General features: G+C 67.1%; 15 protein-coding genes. 7 read left to right on the top strand and 8 right to left on the bottom strand.

The genetic code is table 11. The features are described from left to right. Window positions 1–69 precede the first annotated feature (69 nt). The 5 genes from QX135_RS30980 to xylB form a co-directional block, all read right to left on the bottom strand. Window positions 70–408: a Rieske 2Fe-2S domain-containing protein gene (locus QX135_RS30980; RefSeq protein ID WP_315734353.1), complete on the bottom strand. Its 339-nt coding sequence runs from the start codon at window positions 406–408 to the stop codon at window positions 70–72. Between the two features lie 450 nt (window positions 409–858). Beyond that, complete coding sequence (locus QX135_RS30975; RefSeq protein ID WP_315734349.1) at window positions 859–1,806, bottom strand: ABC transporter substrate-binding protein; 948 nt, start codon at window positions 1,804–1,806, stop codon at window positions 859–861. 100 nt (window positions 1,807–1,906) lie between these two features. Next, window positions 1,907–2,965 carry an ABC transporter permease subunit gene (locus QX135_RS30970; RefSeq protein ID WP_316182186.1) on the bottom strand — a complete coding sequence of 353 codons (1,059 nt, stop codon included), beginning with the start codon at window positions 2,963–2,965 and terminating at the stop codon, window positions 1,907–1,909. Beyond that, window positions 2,958–4,481, bottom strand: coding sequence for a sugar ABC transporter ATP-binding protein (locus QX135_RS30965; RefSeq protein WP_316182188.1), 1,524 nt, complete (start codon window positions 4,479–4,481; stop codon window positions 2,958–2,960). Before QX135_RS30965 ends, QX135_RS30970 begins: the two co-directional genes overlap by 8 nt. 148 nt (window positions 4,482–4,629) lie before the next feature. Further along, complete coding sequence (gene xylB, locus QX135_RS30960) at window positions 4,630–6,075, bottom strand: xylulokinase (RefSeq protein ID WP_316182190.1); 1,446 nt, start codon at window positions 6,073–6,075, stop codon at window positions 4,630–4,632. A 128-nt stretch (window positions 6,076–6,203) separates the two neighbouring features. Between xylB and QX135_RS30955 the strand changes: the two genes are divergently transcribed. The 4 genes from QX135_RS30955 (at window position 6,204) to QX135_RS30940 (ending at window position 11,409) form a co-directional block, all read left to right on the top strand. After that, a complete protein-coding gene (locus QX135_RS30955) occupies window positions 6,204–7,037 on the top strand; it encodes an SDR family oxidoreductase (protein ID WP_316182191.1) in 834 nt (277 codons plus the stop codon). 172 nt (window positions 7,038–7,209) lie between these two features. Then, window positions 7,210–8,334: a GGDEF domain-containing protein gene (locus tag QX135_RS30950; protein ID WP_316182193.1), complete on the top strand. Its 1,125-nt coding sequence runs from the start codon at window positions 7,210–7,212 to the stop codon at window positions 8,332–8,334. A gap of 104 nt (window positions 8,335–8,438) precedes the next feature. Then, on the top strand, window positions 8,439–9,773 hold the full coding sequence (locus QX135_RS30945) for an acyclic terpene utilization AtuA family protein (RefSeq protein WP_316182195.1): 1,335 nt from the start codon (window positions 8,439–8,441) through the stop codon (window positions 9,771–9,773). An 85-nt stretch (window positions 9,774–9,858) separates the two neighbouring features. After that, window positions 9,859–11,409, top strand: a complete 1,551-nt coding sequence (locus tag QX135_RS30940) for a GMC family oxidoreductase (protein WP_315783536.1) — start codon at window positions 9,859–9,861, stop codon at window positions 11,407–11,409. A gap of 3 nt (window positions 11,410–11,412) precedes the next feature. Here QX135_RS30940 and ggt read toward each other — a convergent pair whose 3' ends face one another. Beyond that, complete coding sequence (gene ggt / locus QX135_RS30935; RefSeq protein WP_315783534.1) at window positions 11,413–13,086, bottom strand: gamma-glutamyltransferase; 1,674 nt, start codon at window positions 13,084–13,086, stop codon at window positions 11,413–11,415. A 215-nt stretch (window positions 13,087–13,301) separates the two neighbouring features. Between ggt and QX135_RS30930 the strand changes: the two genes are divergently transcribed. Both QX135_RS30930 and QX135_RS30925 read left to right on the top strand, forming a co-directional pair. Beyond that, window positions 13,302–14,795, top strand: coding sequence for an amidohydrolase family protein (locus QX135_RS30930; RefSeq protein ID WP_315775389.1), 1,494 nt, complete (start codon window positions 13,302–13,304; stop codon window positions 14,793–14,795). Next, window positions 14,792–15,721 carry a GTP-binding protein gene (locus QX135_RS30925; protein ID WP_316182197.1) on the top strand — a complete coding sequence of 310 codons (930 nt, stop codon included), beginning with the start codon at window positions 14,792–14,794 and terminating at the stop codon, window positions 15,719–15,721. Before QX135_RS30930 ends, QX135_RS30925 begins: the two co-directional genes overlap by 4 nt. Before the next feature lie 16 nt (window positions 15,722–15,737). On the opposite strand, the gene QX135_RS30920 is transcribed toward QX135_RS30925, so the two are convergent. Both QX135_RS30920 and QX135_RS30915 read right to left on the bottom strand, forming a co-directional pair. Then, complete coding sequence (locus tag QX135_RS30920) at window positions 15,738–16,874, bottom strand: GGDEF domain-containing protein (protein ID WP_315734324.1); 1,137 nt, start codon at window positions 16,872–16,874, stop codon at window positions 15,738–15,740. 101 nt (window positions 16,875–16,975) lie between these two features. Next, window positions 16,976–18,052: a J domain-containing protein gene (locus tag QX135_RS30915; protein ID WP_316182199.1), complete on the bottom strand. Its 1,077-nt coding sequence runs from the start codon at window positions 18,050–18,052 to the stop codon at window positions 16,976–16,978. Between the two features lie 482 nt (window positions 18,053–18,534). Here QX135_RS30915 and QX135_RS30910 point away from each other — a divergent pair, with 482 nt between their 5' ends. After that, entirely contained in the window at window positions 18,535–19,410 is an 876-nt protein-coding gene (locus tag QX135_RS30910) for a dihydrodipicolinate synthase family protein (protein WP_316182201.1), read from the top strand. Window positions 19,411–19,601 lie beyond the last annotated feature (191 nt).

Raw genomic sequence — 19,601 nt, 5'->3', positions numbered from 1 at the left:
TCGTCGATACGGCCTCCCTCCGCAGCGCAGGGGAGTGCCCGGCGTTTGTTCCCATCTTCGATGGGCCGATCAAGCCGGCGACCGGGCCTGCTTGACCGGACCGACGTCGACCTGAATCTCGCCGCCTTCGACCTGCAGCGGATAGCCGTGCAGCGCGTTGCGGACGAGATGCGTGACGCACTTGCCGTTCACGCCGTCGAAGCCCCATTGATGGTGCGGGCAGGTGATGGTCTTGCCGTCGAACGTCGCCTCGGTCAGCGGCACGTCGGCATGCGGGCAGCGGCCGCGATAGGCCTTCAGCTCGCCGCCGTGAGGCCAGAGCAGCAGCACGCTCTTCTTGCCGACCTGGTACAGGCCCATGCCGCCTTCGGTCATGGCGCTTGTCGGACAGACTGCGGTGAAAGCCATGGGATCGCCTGCTGATTGGTGCCGTCAGGCAGGCTCACGCAAATTCCGGACCAGCGAAAAGCAGCAACAAACAGCGGGGCGTTGTCGCAAACGCGACACGCCGGTGGATGGCGCGGACCTATTTGCGGCCGAGCGCGGCGAGGAATTCCGCTTGGGGAATAAACAGGCCCTGGGCGCGCGGACCAGGCCGCGGCCGAGATCGCACAGCAGGTCGCCCTTGCCGAACAGGCGCTCTGCGCCGGGCTCGTCGAGCATTCACCGCATTGGCGACCTTGAGACGGACTTTCAAGGGCAGGTTCGTCGTTCCGGCCTTGATGTCGTCGCCGAGTTTGACGACGGCCTGCGCCGTTCAGAACCTGATAGAGCGCGTCCAGCGGTTCGTTCCAAGAAGAACGCCGCCCGTGAGGGCGGCGCTGCCGGGGGGCTTGGTAGAAGCGAAGCGGCCGATTTCTACTCCTTGCGCTCGGAGGTCCAGCCCTTGTACTCGCCGACATTGTCGCGCGTGATCAGCTTGGACGGCAGCAGTTCGACGGTCGAGGCCGGCTTCTGGCCGTTGAGGATGTTGACGCCGATCTGCACGGCCCGGCGCGCCATGAAGAACGGGTCCTGCGAGGCCGAGGCCTGGATCTGCTGCGAGGCCGGATCCTTCAGCGCGGCTTCGATGTCCGGGGCGCCGTCGACCGCGGTGATGATGATGCCGGTGCGCTGCTGCTGACGCGCGGCGAGATCAGTGCCGATCGCCTGGGGATCGTTGATGGCGAAGATGGCGTCGATCTTCGGGAAGCGGGTGAGATAGCCCTGCGTCACCGTGAGGCCGCCCTCGCGTGAGCCCTTGCCGTCCTGGTCGCTGGAGAGAACCTTGATGCCGGGAGCCTTGGCGAACACGCTCTTGCAGCCGTTGACGCGGTCGATCACCGCCGACACCTGCGGCCCGTTCTCGATGATGACGTCGCCTTTGCCGCCGAGCTTGTCGACGATGTACTGGCACGAGATCTCGCCGGCCTGCACGTTGTTGGTCGTTACGGTGGCGTCGGCGCCCTCGGCCGCCGTGTCGACCGCGACGACGAGGATGCCGGCCGCCTGCGCCTTCTTGATGGCGGGGCCGATCGCCTTGGGATCTCCCGGGTTGAGCAGGATCATGTCGACGCCGGCGGCGATGAAATTGTCGATCTGGGTGACCTGCTTGCCGAGATCATATTCGAAGCCGACCGCGGTGATCTTGACGTTGGGATTGGTCTTCTTGGCCTCGAACTCGGCGCCCTTCGACAACGCGACGAAGAACGGGTTGCCGAGCGAGCCCAGCGACACGCCGATCGATTTCAGCTCCTTGGCCGATGACGGCGCGGAGCTCATCACGAGCGCCAGCGCGGCACCGGCTGATAACATCGACTTGACCATGTGTTTCCTCCCTGGTCCTTCCTGTTCGTCTACGCACGGCGGACCAGTGGCCGTGGAAGAATCCGTTGCGGCGGGCTCTGGTGATGCCCGCCATGTTGTCTCAGGTGCGGGCCGAGCCCTGCAGCCGGTAGCGGTCGAGCGCGACGGCGCCGATGATCACGAGGCCCTTGATGACGTATTGCCAGATGTCGGACACGCCGACCAGGATGAGCCCGTTCGACAACACGGCGATGATGAGGGCGCCGACCAAGGTGCCCCAGATCGAACCGATGCCGCCGACGAAGGACGTGCCGCCGAGAATGACCGCGGTGATGGCGTCGAGCTCATAGGACTGGCCGAGTTGCAGGCCGTTCGCCGCATAGAGCCGCGCCGCCTGCATGCCGCCGCCGAGGCCCGCGAGCAGGCCGGACATGCCGTAGACGAAGATCAGGACGGCCCAGACCTTGATGCCGGCGAGCCGAGCCGCGCTTTCATTGCCGCCGACGGCATAGATGTGCACGCCGAGCACGGTCCGGCGCAGGATCAGCCAGGAGCCCAGGATCACCAGCAGCGCGATCACCGACAGCCAGGGGATCGAGACGGCGCCGGGGATGATCGTCAGCGAGGCGTTGCCGATGAAGGCGTAGGGAATCGACGGGTTGAACACGGTGGTGTCGCCACCCATCAGGCGGGCGAGACCGCGCACCGCCGTGAGCGAGCCGAGTGTCACGATGAAGGGCGGCAGCCGCAACAGCGCGATCAGCGCGCCATTGACGACGCCGAAGGCGAGGCCCGTCAGCACCGCGGCCGGCAGCCACAGCGCGCCGAGATCGGGCATCTTCGACAGTGTCAGGCCGGCCATTGCAGCCGCGGCGAGGATCGAGCCGACCGACAAATCGATGCCGCCGGTCAGGATGACGAAGGTCATGCCGGCGGCGAGCACGGTATTCACCGCGGCCTGCTGCAGCACGATTCCGAGATTCTGTCCGGTGAAGAAGCGTCCTTCGGACAGCATATGGAAGCCGACGCAGAGGATGAGCAGCACCGGCAGCATGCCGGCGGCGCGGATCATCAGCCGCAGCCGCTGCTGCTTGTTGTCCGATGCCGCGAGGCTCGGTGCCGGCGCGGCCTTCATCTGCGCTGGCGCGGGCTTGGCTTGAGCTTGGCTGTTGTCAGGCATCGACGTGCTCCGTCCCGGTGGCCAGCGCCATGATGTCTTCCTGGGTGATGGGTGATGTCGTGCTCTGCTGCAGGTCGCCGACCAGATGTCCCTCGCGCATCACCAGCACGCGGTCGCAGATGCCGAGAATCTCCGGCAGGTCGGACGAGATCACCAGGATTGCGGTGCCGGACTTGGCGAGATTGTCGATGATCGAGTAGATCTCGGACTTGGCGCCGACATCGACGCCGCGGGTCGGCTCGTCGAGGATCAGGACCTTCGGCGCGGTCGCGAGCAGGCGTGACAGCAGCACCTTCTGCTGATTGCCGCCCGACAGGCCGCCGACGGTGACGCCCGGATTGGGGGCGCGAATGCCCAGCGCACTGAACGCCTCGTCGGCGCGTGCGCGCGCCTTGTCGCGGTCGAGAAGGCCGCCGAGCTTCGCGTCACGCCCGATCACGGCAAGGTTGATGTTGTCGGCGCAGGACATGTCGAGGAACAGCCCGAGCGCCTTCCTGTCCTCGGTCAGATAGGCGATGCCCGCATCGAGCGCATCGCGCGGCGTGTCGATGCTGACCTCCTCGCCGTCGAGCTCGATGTGTCCCGTCGTCTTCGGCGCAGCCCCGATGATGAGATGCGCGAGCTCGGTGCGCCCGGCGCCGATCAGCCCGGCGAGGCCGACGACCTCGCCGGCGTGAACGGTCAGCGAGCAGTTCTTGACGCGATGGCCGTCCCCGAGATCGACGGCGCTGAGCACCGCGCGGTCGCGCTTGGCGTGCGGGTCGTGGTCTTTCTTGTAGAATGATGACACGTCGCGGCCGACCATCATGCGGACGATGCTGTCGGCGCGGATCTCCGGCTTGTCGAGCGAGCCGACCAGCCGGCCATCGCGCAGCACGGTGACGCGGTCGCCGAGCGCATAGACCTCGTCCATGCGATGCGAGATGTAGATGATGGCGAGCCCTTCGGCGCGGAGCTGGCGGATCAGCGCGAACAGCTTCTCGCTTTCGCCGGCTGACAGCGAGGTGGTCGGCTCGTCCATGATCAGGATCTTGGATCGTGCATGCAGCGCGCGGGCGATCTCGACCAGCTGGCGCTGGCCCATCGACAACTCGGCCACCAGGGTGGAGGCTGTGAAATCGGCGCCGAGCCGGTCCAGGATCGGCCCGGCGCCCTCGCGCATGGTGCTGCGCGCGAGCAGGCCGCTCTGCGACAGCTCGCGTCCGAGATAGATGTTTTCGGCGACCGTCAGGTTCGGCGCCAGCGACAACTCTTGGTAGATGATCGAAATGCCGGCGTTGCGGCCGCCCATCGGCCCTTCGATGTGCACCGGCCGGCCCTCAATGCGGATCTCACCGCCGGGATCCGGGCGATAGGCGCCGGAGAGAATCTTCATCAGCGTGGATTTGCCGGCACCGTTTTCGCCCATCAGCGCATGGACTTCGCCGGCGTAGACGGTGAGGTCGACCTTGTGCAGGGCCTTGATGGTGAAGAATGACTTCGACACCCCGCGCATCTCGAGGATCGGACCGCTCATCGTGCCTCCCAATGCACGTCGTCTAGTCGTCCGCGGCTCGTTGATCGCTGGCGCGGGAAGCCATTAAACTAGAGGCTGTTGCCGAATACAATATGAAAGAGACGCCGCTGCAACATGTCGCCGCGACGGTGGCCTTTCGGAGATGCGTTCAGCTCGGCCGACGATAGAGCTGTTGCCAGCGCGGCCGCCGCTCGGCATAGGCTGCCGACAGCGGGATGTCTGGAGCGAAGGTCTGCACGCGCGCCGGCGGCGTGCAGATCGCGCCGATGTCCTCGCCGGTGATGGCAAGACGTGCCAGCCGCGCCGCGCCGAAGGCGGCGCCGGTCTCGCCCTCGGCCAGCCGATGAATGGGGATGTCGAGGACATTCGCCAGGATCGCGAGCCAAAGGTCGGAGCGCGATCCGCCGCCGATCGCATCCGCCTCGGTAATCTCAAGGCCGGTTTCCGTCAGCGCGTCGCGGCAGTCGGCCAGGGCGAAGGCAACGCCCTCGAGCACCGCCTGAACGATGGCGTTGCGGTCGGTGGCGTGGCTCAGGCCGTCGAGCAGGCCGCGGACATAGGGATCGTCATGCGGCGTCCGCTCGCCCGCAAGATAGGGCAGGAAGCTGACCGGCGATGGCATCGTGGGCCGCTTGCCCAGCGGCGCAAGCAGCTCGGTCTCGCTCGCGCCGAGCAGCCGCGCGACCCAGGCGAGGCATGAGGCCGCCGACAGCATCGCGCCGGCCTGCAGCCACATCGCTGGGATCGCATGACAGAAGGTGTGAACGACCCGCTCGGGATTGGCCGTGACGGTGTCGACCGGCGTGATCACGGCGCCGGACGTGCCGAGCGTGATGAACGTGGCGCCCGGCCTGACAGCGCCGATGCCGACGGCGCCGGCCGGGTTGTCGCCGGCGCCGCCCGCGATGGTTGGGCGCTTCGTCATGCCCCAGCGTTCCGCGAGGTCGCTGCGCAACCGACCTGCCGGCGCGCAGCCTTCGACGAGGCGCGGCATCTGCGCACGCGTGAGGCGCGTGGCGGCAAGGCCCTCGTCCGACCAGTCGCGCCTGGTGACATCGAGCCAGAGCGAGCCGGACGCATCGGACATGTCCTCGATCGCCTCGCCCGACAGCACCAGCCGGACATAGGCCTTCGGCTGCAGAACCAGCCGCGTGGCCGCGAAAATCTCCTGCTCGTGCGCCTCGATCCACATGAGCTTCGGCGCGGCGAAGCCGGGCATCGCCTTGTTGCCGGTGATCTTGCGCAAAGCGGGCCAGCGCTGCTCCAGCGCGACGCATTCGCGCTCCGACCGGCCATCGTTCCAGAGAATGCACGGCCGCAACGGATTCATGGCGGTATCGAGCAGTACCGGGCCATGCATCTGGCCCGACAGGCCGATGGCTTCCACCGCCGCCACCGCGCCGGGATGATCGACCTTGAGCGCATCGAGCGTGGCGAACACCGCGGCGATCCACGCGGCGGGGTCCTGCTCGGCCCAGCCCGGTCGCGGCACGTCCATCGTCAAGGCGTGGCTGCGGCTCGTAACGACGCGCTGCGCAGCATCGACGATGATCGTCTTGACCGCGGATGTTCCAAGATCGATGCCGAGATACATGACGCCTCACGCCTGCGTGCGCAATGACGGATATGGAGTGGAGCGATACCAGACTCCTGATAGCCTTGTCATCCGAACGCGAGTCATCGCAGCGCGCCGAGGCGAGATCATTTTCAAGGAGTCGAGACATGGAGCTATCTGACCAACCAGCCGAACGGGCGTCGCGTCTCGTCGGACACTACGCGCTGGTGACGGGCGCAACGCAAGGCATCGGCCGCGCGATCGCGGTGCGGTTCGCCGAAGAGGGCGCGCATGTCGCGATCAATTTCGGCGGTCCGTCGCCATCGGGTGATGAAACCCTGGCGCTGGTGCAGGCGGCCTCCGCGGCGCACGGTCATGGTCCGCGCGATCATGTCGCCGTGAAGGCCGACATCGGCGTCGAAGCCGAGATCGCCGAGATGTTCGAGACGGTGCTGAAGCGCTGGCCGCAGCTCGATTGCCTGGTCAACAATGCCGGCTTCCAGCGGGAATCGCCCAGCGAGGCGCTCGACGTCGACACGTATCGCAAGATTCTCGAGGTCAACCTCAACGGCGCCGTGCTCTGCGCGCGTCACGCGCTGGCGCATTTCGTCGCGCGCGGCGGCGGCAACATCATCAATACGTCGAGCGTGCACCAGATCATTCCGAAGCCGGGCTATCTCGCTTATTCGATCAGCAAGAGCGCGATGGCGGGCCTCACGCGGACCTTGGCGCTCGAATTCGCCGGGCGCGGCATCCGCGTCAATTCGGTCGGGCCCGGTGCGGTCGACACGCCGATCAACGCGGCCTGGACCGGGGACCCGGTGAAGCGCGCCGCGGTCGAGTCTCATATTCCGATGGGGCGGGTGGCGAGCCCCGAAGAGATCGCCGGCGTGTTCGCCTTTCTCGCCTCGGCCGAGGCGAGCTACATCACCGGGCAGACGATCTATGCGTGCGGCGGCATTACGCTGTTCGGCGAATTCCGAGACAATTGGGCGAGCTGATCCGGCGCCAGCATCGGTCTTGCGCGCCGTGCGCCTGCCATCATTCGCATTGTCGTCGTCGTGGTGAGGTTCTCTTAAGCATCCGCCGCGCATGGCAGCCCTTCGCGGGTGCAGCGAGATTTCGTTAAGGCGTGGGTACGAGAGTGCGCGCGCCTGGCGAACTGGAATTGCGATGCATCGATTGGACCCGGACATTCGTCGCGATCTCGCGCATCTGCTGTACAGCTCGATGCCGCTGGTCGGGACGATCTCGGCCGCCGCCGTCGTGATCGGCAGCGTGATGGCCTGGGTTGCGCGCGATCCGGGCTACGCCGCGATCACGGTGGTGCTGCTGGTGATCGGTGCCCTTCGTGTGATCAAGCTGCGGATGTTCGCCGCGCGCTTCGATCGGCTCGATCACGATGGCATCATTCGCTGGGAACGCCTCTACGGCCTCGGCGCCGCCGCCTTCGGTCTGGCCGTCGGTGCGTTGTCGGCACGCGCGTTTCAGATCGGCGACGGGCCCGGCATCTGGATGTGCTTCGGCCTGTCGATGGCCTTCTGTGTCGGCATCGTGTCGCGCGTCAGCCCATGGATCGTCATGACCTCCTCGGCGGTGCTGCTGATTCCGACCGTGGTGGCCTGCCTGATGCAGCCCGAGCCGGTGTACCGGATGGGCGCCGGCATGGTGGTGCTGTTCTGGATCACGCTGCGCGGCACGTCCTATCGCCTCACGGCTGCCTTCACCGAGCGGATCACGGCGCAGCAGGCCTTGGCGCGGCAGGCGCTGTGCGATTTCCTCACCGGCCTGCCGAATCGCGCCGCGTTCATCGCCGCACTCGGCCGTTGCGATCGCCCCGTCGCCGTCATCGCGGTCGATCTCGACGGTTTCAAGCTCGTCAACGACCAGTTCGGCCATCAGGCCGGTGACGAGCTGCTGTGCCAGGTCGGCGCACGTCTGCGGGATTGCCTCGGCGAAACGGGCCTGGCGGCGCGGTTCGGCGGCGACGAATTCATGCTGCTGCTGCCTGCGGTGGGACGTGACGCCGCTCTCGCGTTCGCGCAAGCGGCGGTGACGGCGCTGTCGCAACCCTTCGCGCTGGCTGGAACGCGCGTTCAGATCGGCGCCAGCGCCGGCATCCTGGTCACCGAGGATTGGCAGGCCGACACGGAGTCTCTGCTCGACCAGGCCGATCGCGCGCTCTATGCGGCCAAGCGCGCCGGCGGCCAGCGATGGTGCTGGGCTGACGAGCACATCGCCGTTGCCGTCACATGCACGGCGAGCAGCGAGGCGCCGACGCTGGCGCTCGCGGACTAGCAGCATGCCTGACCGTTCCATGCGGACGCTGGCAAGCTCGGACCGCGGCCGCTAGTGTGGTCGGCAGAAGCCGACGAACGGCATGATGTCAGGAGGAGCGGCCGATGCGGAGCATCAGGATCGGCGCCGGAGCGGGCTATTCCGGTGACCGGATCGAGCCGGCCGTGGAGCTCGCGGCGAAGGGCGGCCTGGACTATCTCGTGTTCGAGTGCCTGGCGGAGCGCACGATCGCGCTGGCGCAGCAGGTGCGCATGAAGGATCCGGCTGCCGGCTATGATCCGCTGCTGGCGGCGCGCATGCAGGCCGTGCTGCCGATCTGCCGCGCCAACAACGTCCGTATCGTCACCAACATGGGCGCGGCAAATCCAATCGCCGCGGCCGAAGCCACCCGCGCCATGGCGCGCCAGCTCGGACTGACGGGGCTGAAGATCGCGGCCGTGACCGGTGACGATGTTCTGGAGCCGTTGAAGACAGCGGATGTCGTGCTCGACACCGGCGACACGATCCGGGCCCTCGGCAATCGGGTCGTCTCCGCCAACGCCTATGTCGGGGCGGGCGCGATCGCGGAGGCGCTCGCGGCCGGCGCGGATGTCGTGATCACCGGGCGCGCCGCCGACCCGGCGCTCTTTCTCGGACCTCTGATCCACGAGTTCGGCTGGGCCCTGGATGATTGGGACCGGCTCGGGCAGGGCACCGTCGTCGGTCATCTGCTCGAATGTGCCGGCCAGATCACCGGCGGCTATTTTGCTGATCCCGGACTCAAGGACGTTCCCGATCTCGCCCGGCTCGGATTCCCGATCGGCGAGGTGCGCGAGGATGGCGAATTGATCGTGACCAAGGTCGCGGGCTCCGGCGGCTGCGTCACGCCGGCGACCGTGAAGGAGCAACTGCTCTATGAGATCCACGATCCCGAGCAATATTTCCAACCCGACGTCGTGGCGGATTTCTCGCAGGTGACCGTCGAGGAGCTTGGTCCGGACCGGGTCAGGGTGGTCGGCGGTCGCGGCCGGCCGAAGACGGGACTGCTGAAGACCTCGGTCGGCTATCTCGATTCCTATGTCGGCGAGGGGCAGATCTCCTATGCCGGCCCTGGCGCAGTCGCGCGTGGCCGCCTTGCGCTCGATGTCGTCAGGGAGCGCCTCGCGCTCACCGGCGTGGCGGTGAACGAGCTGCGCTGCGACCTGATCGGGATGAATGCGCTGCATGGCGACGATCGCGCACAGGGTACCGAGCCCTACGAGGTGCGCGTTCGTGTCGCCGGGCGGACCGAGACGATGGCGGAGGCGATCCGCATCGGCAACGAGGTCGAGACGCTCTACACCAATGGTCCGGCAGGTGGCGGCGGCGCCTGGAAATCGGCGCGCGAGGTGATCGCCGTCGCTTCCTGTCTCGTTCCCGAGGACGTGCCGCAGCTCTGCGTCGGCATGTTGGTGGCTTGAGCTTTCGAGGGCTTCACGGATCGCTCCCGGCAGCGCAAGCTGGTGGTCATGGTTGCGATGCCTGAGAACAGCGAGAATTCAGTCCATGTATGACGTCATTGTCGTCGGCGGCGGCTCGGCGGGAGCGGCCGTCGCTGCGCGCCTGTCGGAAGACTCCCAGACGCGGGTCCTGCTGCTGGAAGCCGGCGCCGACTGGCGCGCGGACGACGCGCCGTGGGAGATCGTGACGCCCAATCCGATTCCGATCATCCATGATCGCGCCTTCCAGGAGAAATGGCAGTGGCCGCAGCTGATGTCCCGCCGCGTCGCCGGGCAGGACATGCGCTTCTACTGGCGTGGCAAAGGGCTGGGCGGCAGCTCGATGATGAACGGCCAGATCGCGATCCGCGGTGTGGCCGATGCGTTCGACGAATGGGCGGCCAATGGCTGTACGGGATGGTCAGCCAAGGAGGTCATGCCGCTGTTCTCGGTGATCGAGGACGATCTCGCGCTTGGCGATCGCGAGGGGCACGGTCGCGGCGGCCCGCTTCCGGTCTACCGCGCACCGCCTGACAAATGGGGCCCGATCGACCGCGGCTTGCGCGATGCTGCGCTGGCGAGCGGCTATCCCTGGTGCGACGATCTCAACGGGCCCGACGGCGAAGGCGTCGCCTGCTATCCGATCAACAGCCGCAACGGCCGCCGTATTTCCACCAATGAGGGTTATCTCGAGCCGGCCCGCGGCCGTTCGAACCTCGAGATTCGCGGACGGGCGCTGGTCGATCGGCTGCTGATCAGCGACGGCAGGGCGACCGGCGTGCGCGTCCACATCGAAGGTGAAGGCGTGAAAAACGTCGCGGCGCGCGAGGTCGTGCTGTGCGCCGGCGCCATCCACAGCCCCGCAATCCTGCTGCGCTCCGGGATCGGCCCCGCGGCGGATCTGCAGGCGATGGGGCTTGCCGTCGTGCGCGATCTTCCCGTCGGCCGGCACTTCTTCGATCACCCGCTGTTCCGCACCACCATTCAGTTGCGTGAGGAGCTGCGTCCGACCGATCGCGATACGCGCCATACCAATTGCTGCGTCACTTACTCATCGGGCCTTGCCGGCGGCGGCAAGCGCGACATGATCCTGATCGCGTTCAATCACCGCGGCATCGGGATCCCCGGCGCGATCGGCGCCGGCCTGTTCAACGCCTTCTCACGGGGCACGCTCAAGCTCGCCTCGGCCGATCCGAGCGACGATCCGATCGTCGAGGAGAACATGCTGGCTGATCCGCGCGACATCGCGCGGATGCGCGACGCGGTGAAGCGGCTGGCGCTGATCACGGTGCAGCCGGCGCTGCGCGACATCGCCGACTGGATTCGCCTCGGCGATACGGAGCTCACGCTGCCGCAGGCGGCGGCGCTGCCCGATGCCGAGCTCGACGCGCTGCTGCGCCAGGTCACCGGCGACATCCAGCACGCCGCGGGGAGCTGCCGCATGAGCGGCTTCAACGATGACGATGGCGTGGTCAATCCGGATGGCACCGCGAAGGGGATCGCGGGGCTTCGCGTCGCCGACGCCTCGATCATGCCGTCCGACTGTCGCGCCAACACCCACTTGACGACGGTGGTGATCGGCGAGGCGATCGCGCGGATGATGCGAACGAGCCGATAGGCGCTACGCGATCGCGAAGCGAAGCCCGGCGCGGGCGCGCCCGCCGGAGATCGCGACCGGGGTGCCGTCGGCGCGCCAGCACGCGGCCCCCGTCAGCGTGCCGTCGTCGCCGAACGCAATCGCATTCATGCCGCCGGCCACGACCGGCTCGCGCCTGATCTCGTGGCCGCGTGCGGCGAGCTCCCGCGCCACATGGTCGGGAAACGCCGGCTCGAGCTCGAGCACGCCGCCCTGCGTCCAGAGCCGCGGCGCCTCCACCGCCTCCTGCAGCGACATGCCGTGGTCGATCAGGTTGACCAGCGCCTGGAAGGCCGAGGGAAAGATGCGCAAGCCGCCGGGCAGGCCGAGCGCATAGCGCAAGCGGCCGTCGCGCAGCGCCATCATCGGCGCCATCGAGGTGAAGACGCGCTTGCCCGGCTGGATCGACAGCGCGCGGCCCGGATGCGGATCGAAATTGTACATGTAGTTGTTGGCGGTCATGCCGGTGCCCGGGATCTGCACGCAGGCGCCGAACAGGCCGTTGATGGTCTGGGTCGCCGCGACGACGTTGCCCTCGGCATCGGCGACCGTGACATGGGTGGTGTTGGCGGACTCCGTCGGCGCAAGGCCCGGGCCGAAACTTCGGGCCCGGCTCATGTCGATCTGCGCCCGCCGCTCCGCGGCATAGACCTTCGACGTCAGCCGCTCGACCGGCACGTCGACGAAAGCGGGATCGGCGGTGGCGACCGCGCGGTCGGCGAAGGCGATCTTCAGCGCTTCGGCGAGCAGATGCACGCCATCGGCCGAACCGAAGCCGAGCCCGCCGACGTCGAAGCCTTCGAGGATGTTCAGCATCTGCACGATATGCACGCCGCTGGAAGACGGCGGCGGCGGGCCGATGATCTCATGGCCGCGATAGAAGCCGCGGATCGGCGCGCGCTCGGTCACGCGGTACGCGGCGAGATCCGCTGCATCGATCAAGCCGCCGTTCTCCGCCATGTAGCTGGCCAGCGCGGCACCGAGCGCTCCGCCGTAGAGCGCCCCGGGTCCCTGGTCCGCGATCAGATGCAGCGATGCCGCGTAGTCGCTCTGGATGACGCGCGTGCCGGCCTTCACCGGCGCGCCGCCGGGCAGGAACAGCGCGGCGAGACGCGGATCGCGCGCGAGATCGCTCGCGACCAGTCGCACGCAGTCGTTGAGATAGGGGCTCGCGATGAAGCCATGCTCGGCGAGCCGGATTGCCGGTGCCATGACCTCGACCAGCGGCAGCCGGCCGTAGCGTTCCAGCGCCTCGCACCATCCCTTCAATGCGCCGGGGACGGCCACGGCGCGTGCGCCGACGACGTTGCGACGGTCACGGGTCTCGCGCGCCAGCGCGATCTCGTCGGAGACCGGATCGTACATGCCGGGGTCAGCGCGCGACGGCGCGGTGCTCAGGCCGTCGAGCACGACGTGGCGGCCGTCGGCGAGGCGGATGTGCGATAGGCCGCCACCGAGAATTCCGACCATCATCGGCTCGACCACGGTGAGCGCAAACAGGGAAGCGACCGCGGCATCGATCGCATTGCCGTCGCGTATCAGCATCTCGGCGCCGGCGCTGGAGGCGAGCGGATGGTTGGTGACGACCATCCCGCGCGAGCCGGTCGCCGGCTGCTTCTCGCAGGTGAAGTCGGCGATGCGCCGTGTGGGCGAAGCCATTCGGGTCTCCTCTGTCGAACGGCGGATGCCGAGAGGTCGTCTTTCGCAATCCTGACCGATCCCTTGCGCAAGGGGAAGAGCGGCGCCCCAGTTCGACGAACTGATAAGTGCGTCACGCATGGCTCGGAGAGCATCGATCTCTCCCGCCGCGTTCTCATCGCCGCGCATCTGTGTTAGGCCTGCGCGCAGTTCCACTTTGCGAGCCCAGCTGATTCATGCCTCACTACGATCTGATCATTCGCGGCGGCCGCGTGCTCGACCCCGAAACGCAACTCGACGTCACCGCCGACGTCGCGATCAAGGATGGCGCGATTGCCGCCGTCGGCGACGTCACCGGAGCGGCGGATCAGGTCATCGATGCGGCCGGCCTTGCCGTCGTGCCCGGCTTCATCGATCTGCACGCGCACGGCCAGTCGCTCCCGGCGGACCGCATGCAGGCGTTCGACGGCGTCACCACGACGCTCGAGCTCGAGATCGGCGTCATGCCGGTGGCACGATGGTATGACGAGCAGGCGGCGATCGGCCGCCTTCTCAACTATGGCGCCGCTTCTGGCTGGGTGTTCGCGCGCATCGCGACGATGACGACGCAGCAGACCGCATCCAGCATCGCCGGCATGGGCGAGGCGATGCGCGACAAGCGCTGGGTCGAGGAGGTCGCGACTGCGGCCGAGACCGCGGAGATCGTCGAGCGCACCCGGCAGGGGCTGGAGCAGGGCGGCCTTGGCATCGCCTTCCCGAATGCGTATGCGCCCGGCACCGGCATGAAGGAGCTGTCGGAGCTGTGCAGCCTGGCTGCCAAGCAGAACGTGCCGACCTATACGCACATTGCCTACATGTCGAATGTCGATCCGCGCAGCTCGGTCGACGCCTATACGCGGCTGATCGGGCTTGCCGGCTCGACCGGTGCCCACATGCACATCTGCCATTTCAACAGCACCAGCCTGCAGGATGTCGAGCGCTGCGCCGAGCTGGTGCAGACCGCGCAGGCGCAGGGCCTCAAAGTCACGACTGAAGCCTATCCCTACGGGACCGGCTCGACGGTGGTCGGCGCCGGCTTCTTCGCCGATCCGGCGTTCTGCCAGCGCATGGGCACCGGCTATGACGCGATCGAGATGGTCGCCGAGCGTCATCGTCTCGGCAGCCGCGACGAATTGCTCGCGCGGCAGCAGGAAGATCCCGGCGCATTGGTGCTGATCCATTTCCTCGATGTCGCCGTCAACCAGCGCCACCGCGACCTGCTCGACGTCTCTGTGCTGTTTCCAGGGGGCGCCATCGCGTCGGACGCGATGCCGTGGATCCTGTCCAACGGCACGGACTACACCGGCGACGCCTGGCCGTTGCCGGACGACGCAGTGTCGCATCCGCGCTCGTCGGCGACGTTCACAAAATTCCTGCGCGAATGGGTGCTGGACCGCAAGGCGGTGCCGCTGATGGAGGGCCTCGCCAAGTGCACGCTGATCCCGGCCCGGATTCTGGAACCATCGACGCCCGCGATGCGAAAGAAGGGACGGCTGCAGGCCGGCTGCGACGCCGACATCGCGGTGCTCGATCTCGCCAGCCTGCGCGACCGCGCCGACTTCCTCAACATGAACCGGCCGTCCGAGGGCGTGCGGCATCTGCTCGTCCATGGCCGCGCCGTCATCGCAAATGGTGATCTTGTTCGCGATGTCAGGCCGGGACAGGCGGTGCGCCGTCCGATCCTGTCATGATCGTCCCGGTCCTGCTGGTTGCCGGATCGCTCGGCGCCGGCAAGACGACCCTGCTCAATCATCTGCTCGCCAATCCGGACGGGCGGCGCATCGCCGCCATCGTCAACGACTTCGGCACGGTCGACATCGACGCCCAACTGCTCGGCACTGTGACGGAGGAGGTGATCAGCCTGAAGAACGGCTGCATCTGCTGCTCGCTGCAGGGCGACCTGCTGCGCACGCTGTCGTCGGTCATCAAGCGCGATCCGGCCCCGGATGCGATTGCGATCGAGACCTCGGGCATTTCCGATCCGGCCGAGATCATTCGCAACCTGATGGATCCCGTGATCTTCAAGGTCGCGCCGCTCGAGACCGTGGTCACGCTGGTCGATCCGCAGCGGCTGCGCGACGATCCTGAGATCGAGCACGACGCGCTGTGGCGCTCGCAGCTGCGCGCCGCCGATTTCGTGCTGCTGAGCAAGGCCGACCTGCTCGACCGCGCCGCCCTCGACGAGGTCCGCGCCGTCGTGGGCCGCACCAAGCCGCAATCGGCGATCTTCGAGATCGCCCATGGCATCGTCGCGCCGGACCTGCTGTTCAGCCGCGACGCTCGTGCGCCGCGGACGTCGCCGCGGCAGATGCCCACCGCGTCAGAGCCGTTCGCCACTGTGACCTGGACCTCCCAGGCCCCGCTGTCGCTGGCCCGCTTTCAGCAGGTGATCGGAAAGCTCGCGCCGCGCACGCTGCGCATCAAGGGCGTCCTGCTGTTCACCGACCATCCGGGACAGCCGATCCTGTTTCAGTCGGTGGCGACGCGCGGCACGTTGGCGCCATCGCCAGTGCCGCCCGCGGACGGCCTCACGGCCCAGCTCGTGCTGATCGGACGTGAAGGTGAGCTCGACGCCGCCGAGATCGACGCACTGCTGCGCGAGATGGTCGTCGTTTGAGATCGAAGGGCGCGCGTCAGCTCGCCTGCCGCAATGCGCCGTCGGCGGCTTCGGCCCAGGTGCAGCAGCCGCCCCCGGCGCGCTTGGCGGCGTAGAGCGCGCTGTCGACTTCGCGCAGCACCTCGTCCATGGCCTCGTCCGTGAGCGGCCGGTCGTTCACCAGCAGGCCGGCGCTGGCGCCGATCACCACGGGTATGTCGGACAGCAGGAACGGCATCGATAGCGAGCGGACCGCCTCGCGCGCGAGCCCCAGCGCCTCGTCGCGTCCGTTCGCGCCGCGCGCGACCGGCCTCAGCAGCATGAACTCGTCACCGCCGAAGCGCGCGGCGAGGCCGCCCGGGCCGACACAGCTCGACAGCCGGGTCGCGACTTGCCGCAACAGCTCGTCGCCGGCGTGGTGCCCGTGGCGGTCGTTGACAGGTTTGAAACCGTCGAGGTCGATGGCAATGATCGCGATGGTCCCGACCGCGCGTTCAAGCGCGGCCAGGAAGGCGGCGCGGTTCGGCAGGCCGGTCAGGAAATCATGGTTGGCCTGGCGGGCCAGTGCGTGCTTGGCCTCGAGCCGTTCGATGAACGCGGTGCTGAGATGACGCGATGCCTCGCGGATCGAAAACCAGAACAGCACCAGCAGAACGGCGCCGAGCTGATAGGGCAGCTCGGGGCGCATCAATCCGGCGATCAGCGTCGGGGCGAGCAGCACGGCGGTGGTCGTCAGCACGACCCACGGGCGGATCGCCGCGCGGGACACCATGCCGACGCAATAGGACATCGACAGGCCGAAGGCGATCCATGCGCCCGGAGCATCGTTGAGCTGGAACGCGCGAAAGGTGAGGGCCCCAAGCGCAAGGCCGAAGGCGGCGGCGCCCGCGGCGTAGACCTTCTCCCAGAGGATCACGTCGCGATCGGACAGGCGCCCCGCATATTGCTTGTAGCGCAGCAGGCTGACGACGCGACCGATGGCGTTGACGATGATCGCGAACGAGATCGCGATGTAGCCGGGATCGTCGTGCAGGACCGCAAGCGTGACCGAGCCGGTGATGGCGGCCGCATTGATCGACATGACCTGCGGCAGAGAGGTGTACAGGAGATCGACGAGCTCGCGCCGGATCGCCGGGTTCGGATGGATGAATCTGGAAAGCAGCCCGTGTCCCATGGGGACACCATGCGACACCTTTCCTAACAGTTGATGGGCTTGAACGTTTCGCGCGACGAAGGTTCGAAGTTACCTTAAATCTTCGTCAATCCGTCAATCGCTCAAGGCGCGCGGCTGGGATCGGTGGTCGGATAGATCGGCGTCGCCGTCGACATTCGCGAGGGCATCGGCGCCGCCGCCGCCACTTTCGGCGCCTCGGCCTTCGGCGTTTCCGCCTTGATGTCGGATTTGGGCGGCTCGAGCTTCAGCGGCCGCAGCGGCTGACGCTTCGCCATCGCGTCGAGCACGGCGCGGTTGGTCTTCTCGATGCGCTTTGCGGCCGCGACGTCGGCAAAGGCGCGGTCGAACTTGCGCATGCGATAGAACACGATGCCGCGGTCGATATAGGCCTCGTGGTAACGGGGGTCGAGCTGGATCGCGGCGTCGAGATCGGCCAGCGCCGCCGCGAAATCGCCCTTCTGGAACGCGGCCATGCCGCGATCGTGACGGGCCTGGGCCTCGCTCGACGCCGTGCCGCCGGCGAGCATTGCATCTGCCGTGCATGGCGCGGTCGCGCCCGCCGCGCAGGGCGTACGCTCCTGCTCGGCCGAATAGACCACGTCCACCTTGCTGACCCGCAACGGCAGCGGCTCGGCGGGAGCTGAGGCATTGCTGCTCGACGCATTGCCGTTGCCGACCGTCGTGCCGGCAGTCGGGTCGCTGCCGGGATTCGCGGCCGCGTCGCTGGCCGTCGCCGCGTCAGTGAGGCTGTCGATCGGCCTGGCGGGAACCTGGTTCGGCTTTACCTTGTTGGTCGCAACCACGATCGGCTCGAGCGGCGCGACGGATGCCGAGGACATGTGGGTGAATAGGAGGTAGCCCGTCAGCGCCAAGGCGGACGCGCCGGCCAGCGCCATCACGCCGGACGCGACTTTGTGCACCTTGGCGACGACGGCGAGCTTGGAATCCTGCCGATGCTCGTCCTGCGCGGCGCCGAGCAGCCGGTCATAGGCCGTGCGCTGCTCCTTGTCGCCAAGAATGTCGTTGGCGCGGATGATCTGTCGAAACCGGAGCGCGGCGTCCGGATCGCCGGGATTGACGTCGGGGTGGCTCTCTTTGACCGCTTTGCGGAAGGCCACCCGGATATCGTCAGCGTCATCGTCCGGAAGAGCTCCGAGTAAATCGTAAAGCGTCTTCATCGTCGTTCTCGCTGCAGGCTTCCCTCGTCTCCGATCGAAATTCCTACGGCGAATTTACGCTGGAGCACTCGTACTAACTGTTTCCGCTTGGCATGATGGTTGGTCAATCCGGCGGAAAAATGACTGAAAATGGCGAAGTTCGTAGCCATTTTTGCCGTGTTTGAGCCATCGCGCTCGTCCTTCCTCGTCATGGTGCGCGCAATCTCAGATTGAGTCGCTGCTCTCTAGCCGCCTCCGCCGCCGGATCTTCCTCTATGGTGAAGAGAAAGTTTGAAGCCGGATTTAACGGGAGCTGATTGGCAGGTCAGTCGTTTGCGACAACATGCGATTGCCGCAGCAGTGTGGTACCGCCGCTCACCCGCCCGCGCGAGCCAGGTTCCGCCAGGGCGGACGCCGTTTTTGGAAACGCTCCGTGCAGCGGAAGCCGCCCGCGATCAGGCGCCTGCTTGCGGAACCAGCGGACCGGCCGCTATACCGGCCGCATGGCTGAACTTCATGGTGTCTTTCCCTACCTGGCCTCGCCGATCGGCGCGGATGGCACGATCCGTACGGAGGTGCTGGGGCGCCTGTGCGACGACCTGATCCATGCCGGTGTGCACGGCCTGACGCCGCTCGGCTCCACCGGTGAGTTCGCCTATCTCGATCGTGCCCAGCGCATGGCCGTCGTGGAGACGACCATCGATGCGGCCCAGGGCCGCGTTCCCGTGATCGCAGGCGTGGCCTCGACCGCGATCGCTGACGCGGTGGCGCAGGCCAAGGCTTACCAGAAGCGCGGCGCAACCGGCATCCTGGCGGTGCTCGAAGCCTACTTCCCGGTCAACGACGCCGGCATCGAGGCGTATTTCCGGGCGATTGCCGATGCCGTCGACGTTCCCATCGTCATCTACACCAATCCCCAGTTCCAGCGCTCGGACCTGTCGCTCGATGTCATCGCGAGCCTCGCCGAGCATCCGCGCATCAACTACATCAAGGACGCGTCCACCAACACCGGCCGGCTGTTGTCGATCATCACTCGCTGCGGCGACGCCATCAAGGTGTTCGCTGCGTCCTCGCACATTCCGGCGGCGGTGATGCTGATCGGCGGCAAGGGCTGGATGGCCGGGCCGGCCTGCATCATCCCGCGCCAGAGCGTCGAACTCTACAATCTCTGCAAGGCGTCCCGCTGGGACGATGCGATGCTGCTGCAGAAGAAGCTGTGGCGCGTCAACGAGGCCTTCGCCCGCTTCAACCTCGCGGCCTGCATCAAGGCCGGCCTGTCGATCCAGGGCTACGACGTCGGCGATCCCGTGCCGCCCCAGGCCCCGCTCTCGCTCGAGCAGCGCAAGGTCGTCGAAGAGGTCCTCAGCAGCCTGGGGTAATGCCAAGATCCTTACTGCCGTCATGGCCGTGCCGACCCGGCCATCCATGCCAAGCGGAAACGAAGTCGTGGATGCCCGGGCCCAGCCCGGGCATGACAGTGTGGTATGCCGCACCAGCACAATCACGGCTTGGCCAGCGGAACTGCGATCCGCTAAAACGCATGCAATTGCATTTGAACTGACCAAGGACT

The sequence above is a fragment of the Bradyrhizobium sp. SZCCHNR1098 genome (assembly GCF_032489375.1).
In the GTDB taxonomy this organism is placed as follows: domain Bacteria; phylum Pseudomonadota; class Alphaproteobacteria; order Rhizobiales; family Xanthobacteraceae; genus Bradyrhizobium.
Note: the sequence above shows the minus strand (reverse complement) of the source record. Positions and strands in the feature narration are given on the sequence as shown.